General features: G+C 65.1%; 3 protein-coding genes. 2 read left to right on the forward strand and 1 reads right to left on the reverse strand.

Going from position 1 to position 3,730, the window contains the following annotated elements:
• Window positions 1–168: 168 nt before the first annotated feature.
• Window positions 169–1,062, forward strand: coding sequence for a replication initiation protein (locus tag Q5H31_RS08135; protein ID WP_008783726.1), 894 nt, complete (start codon window positions 169–171; stop codon window positions 1,060–1,062).
• Here Q5H31_RS08135 and Q5H31_RS08140 read toward each other — a convergent pair.
• Complete coding sequence (locus Q5H31_RS08140; protein ID WP_302457667.1) at window positions 1,059–2,753, reverse strand: MobA/MobL family protein; 1,695 nt, start codon at window positions 2,751–2,753, stop codon at window positions 1,059–1,061. The two genes, Q5H31_RS08135 and Q5H31_RS08140, sit on opposite strands and share 4 nt — an antisense overlap.
• 285 nt (window positions 2,754–3,038) lie before the next feature.
• On the opposite strand from Q5H31_RS08140, the gene Q5H31_RS08145 reads away from it, so the two are divergent.
• Window positions 3,039–3,551, forward strand: a complete 513-nt coding sequence (locus Q5H31_RS08145; protein WP_008783725.1) for a hypothetical protein — start codon at window positions 3,039–3,041, stop codon at window positions 3,549–3,551.
• The last annotated feature ends 179 nt before the right edge of the window (window positions 3,552–3,730 follow it).

Here is a 3,730-nt window from a genome sequence, read left to right on the forward strand (position 1 = left end):
GGGGACAAAAAGGGAGCGAACCGGGGACAAAAAGGGAGCGAACCGGGGACAAAAAGGGAGCGAACCGGGGACGTTGCTAAAATGTGTCTCCTTTTTGATCAAGGTGGGGACTCAAATTATTTGTGGACTAACTTAATTTGAGTCCCCCATAGGAGCTATGCTAAGGCCATGTCCAATGAGATCGTGAAGTTCAGCAACCAGTTCAACAACGTGGCACTGAAGAAGTTCGACGCCGTGCACCTGGACGTGCTCATGGCGATCGCCTCAAGGGTGAGGGAGAAGGGCACGGCCACGGTGGAGTTCTCGTTCGAGGAGCTGCGCGGCCTCATGCGGCTGAGGAAGAACCTGACCAACAGGCAGCTGGCCGACAAGATCGTGCAGACGAACGCGCGGCTGCTGGCGTTGAACTACATGTTCGAGGATTCGGGCAAGATCATCCAGTTCGCGCTGTTCACGAAGTTCGTTACCGACCCGCAGGAGGCGACCCTCGCGGTTGGGGTCAACGAGGAGTTCGCGTTCCTGCTCAACGACCTGACCAGCCAGTTCACGCGCTTCGAGCTGGCCGAGTTCGCCGACCTCAAAAGCAAGTACGCCAAGGAGTTCTACCGCAGGGCCAAACAATACCGCAGCTCCGGAATCTGGAAGATCAGCCGCGACGAGTTCTGCCGACTGCTCAGCGTTCCCAAATCCACAGCCGAGCAAGTGAGAGATCTCAACAAACGAGTCCTCAAGCCGATTATCGAGGAGTGTGGGCCACTCCTTGGACTGAAGATCGAGCGCCAGTACGTGAAACGCAGGCTGTCGGGGTTCGTGTTCACGTTCGCCCGCGAGACCCCTCCGGTGATCGACGCCAGGCCCGTGGAGGCGAGGAAGGCGGAGGATGCGGGCCATTGGACGAGCGTCGCCGGGTACGGCGAGGTGTTCACGACCACTGAGCTGTTCGACGTGACGGCCGCGCGTGACCACTTCGACGGCACCGTGGAGGCCGGGGAATGCCGTTTCTGCGCGTTTGACGCTCGCAACCGCGAACATCATGCGCAGAACGCCGGAAAGCTGTTCTAGCGGCCGTGTCCGCGCCTCTGGGGCGGTTGCGCGCTCCATGGGTCGATCTGCCGCTGTTCGGCCTCCCGCTGGCCTGTGAGCCTGTCCGTGCGCTGTCTGATCTCGTTGAGCAGGTCGGCCTTGGTCCTGGGGGCCTGGCGTGATTCGAACGGGCTGGCCTCTCCCCAGTCCTCGGGCTCGCTGAGGTCCAGCGGCTCGTCGCCGGACGGTGCGGGCCGTTTCGTGTCCTGCGTCGGGTTCTCCGCCTGCGCGCGTTGTTCGGCCATACGCAGTGCGAGGGCCTTCACCTGTTCGGGGCTTGGCCGTTCGCTCTCGGCCCGTTCGGCCTGTTCGAGCCGCCTCTCCAGTTCGGCCACGAGCCTGGTCCTCGGCTGCATGTCGTGGTCGTAGATGGCCTTGGTGGTCCTCATGCGGAACCTGTTGGCCTGGTCCCAGTCGGCCGGGATGTCGGCGTCTTCGAGCCACGGCACCGCCCCGCGCAGCCTCTCGGACTGCTCTCCGGCCACCTGCTCGGCGTTCCGCAGCAGCCTGCCGCGCTTGAAGATGTTCGCGTCCCTGGCCTCGCGCGAGGCCGCCCGCGCCACGTCGATGATCTGCTTGGCGGCCTCGTACTCCTCGGTGCCGTGGCTCCTCCACCACTCCTCCCGGTTCCCCACGTCGGCCCTCGCGTCCATGAGTTTTCCGCGGATCGCGGCCGTGTGGTCGGCCTTGTCGGCTTCGAGCTGGCGGCGCGCGTCGCCCTCGAAGTAGCGCCAGTTCGGCTCGGCCGGTTCCGGCCGCGCCTGGCGTCGGCGCAGCCGCCCGATCTTGGCGGCGAACAGCTCGCCCAGGCGGTCGAATATCCGTCCGAGTTCGGCGCGGACGGCGGTCAGCAGGCTGTTGCTGCGCCTGATCTCACGGTTGGTCTGGCACCTCTCGCTGACGCCTCCGGCCCGTTCGATGGCCCTGGCGGCGTATCCCTCGTGGATGGTGGGTTCGAGGTCGCTGCCCTGGTCTTCGAGGCTCCTGTGGTCGATTCTCGCGGTCTCGTCCAGCCGCGCGTTGCAGGTGTTCGCCCAGGACTCGCGCAGGGCCTTGAGCTTGGCCTTCCGGTCGAGCGGGTTCAGGGACACGCTCGTGCGCTTCCACTGCCTGCGGCCCCGCTTGTCGGTCTTCTGCCTGCCGGTCTCGGGGTCGATCAGCGGAACCCGCTCGCCCCGCTCGTCCAGCACGTACTCCATGCGCTGCTTGAGCCGGGCCCAGCCGCCCGTGGCCGGGTCGATCTGCCGGTTGGCGACGAGGATGTGCGCGTGCGGGTTGTTGCCCCGCCCGTCGTCGTGGATGGCGTAGGTGGCCGCGTAGCCGTCCGCGTTCAGGTTCTCGCGGATGTACTCCTCCAGCGCCTGCACGCGCTGCCTGGGGGTGAACTCGCGCGGCAGGGCCACGACGATCTTCTTGGCCGGCCTCGCCGTCCGGCCGGTCTCGTGCAGCTCGACCGCGTTGAACAGCACGGCGGGGTCGGCGTACTCGGCCGGCGCGCCCTCCGGCAGCAGGGTGCCGACGCGCAGCACGCGCTCCTTGCGCCCGTAGTCGTAGGTCTCGCCGCGACGCTCGTCATGCACCCGCCTGCCGCTGATGTACGAGAGCGTGGCCGTGGCCTTGGAACCGCTCGCGCGGCTCACGTTGGAGACGGACAGATGGTAGATCGCCATCGGCTTCGGCTCCTTTCGTGATCGGCGCGGGCGGCGGGGTGCGGGGCCTCGGCCCTGCGGCAAGGGGTTCCCAGGGGTGCGGCGAGCACCCCCGGGCCTGCCGGGAGGCTCCCCCGGAAGGGTGGGAATCCAAAGGGCAACGCCCGTGGCCCCCGGAGGGCGCGCTTACGGAAAATGCAACCTCCGGTTGCATGTAAGTGCGCCCTAATCTTTGATTAGGGATTTCCTTGCTGGTAGAATCATATCACCATACGGATGATGCAGACCATGTAAGGAGCCGTTTCGATGGTGAAGAGCCTGGATGAGCAGATCAAGTCCCTGCAGGAGAGGCAGGCCCAGCTCAAGGCCCGCGAGAACGACCTCATGGCGCGGCGCAGGGAACGCGAACGCAGGGCCCGCACCAAGCGCCTGATCGAGGTCGGCGCGATGGCCGAGTCGGCCGCGGGCTTCGAGGGCGGCGACGAGAGGGCCAAGGAGCGCATAGCCCGCCTCGTGCAGCTCGGCTCGCTGGTGGAAGCCATGTGCTCCACCGACGTGATGGACAACTACACGAGCCGCGAGGACCTCAAGACCACCGTCACCAAGGCCCTGGAACACAACGTCAGAACCAGCGATGGCATGAACTGGAACCTGCACGACCTGGTGTACGAGGCGCTGAGCGAGGAATGGGGCAGAAGGGACGGCGAGATCAGCGACCTCTGGGCGGACGACGGGCCAAGCGGATACCAGCCACCCTCATACGAGCCGGTCAACCCCGAACGCAGGACTCCCCAAACACCCTCCGATGGCCTGATCTGACGTCCAAAAAAAGGCGCCGTGCGCCCTTTTTAAATCTTTTAAAATCTTTTTACATTCTTTTAGGCCCTCCGCAGCCCTTGGAAACATTGGGCTCAGAGGATGTTACTGGGGACAAAAAGGGAGCGAACCGGGGACAAAAAGGGAGCGAACCGGGGACAAAAAGGGAGCGAACCGGGGAC

It is taken from the genome of uncultured Bifidobacterium sp. (assembly GCF_959020155.1).
Lineage (GTDB): Bacteria > Actinomycetota > Actinomycetes > Actinomycetales > Bifidobacteriaceae > Bifidobacterium.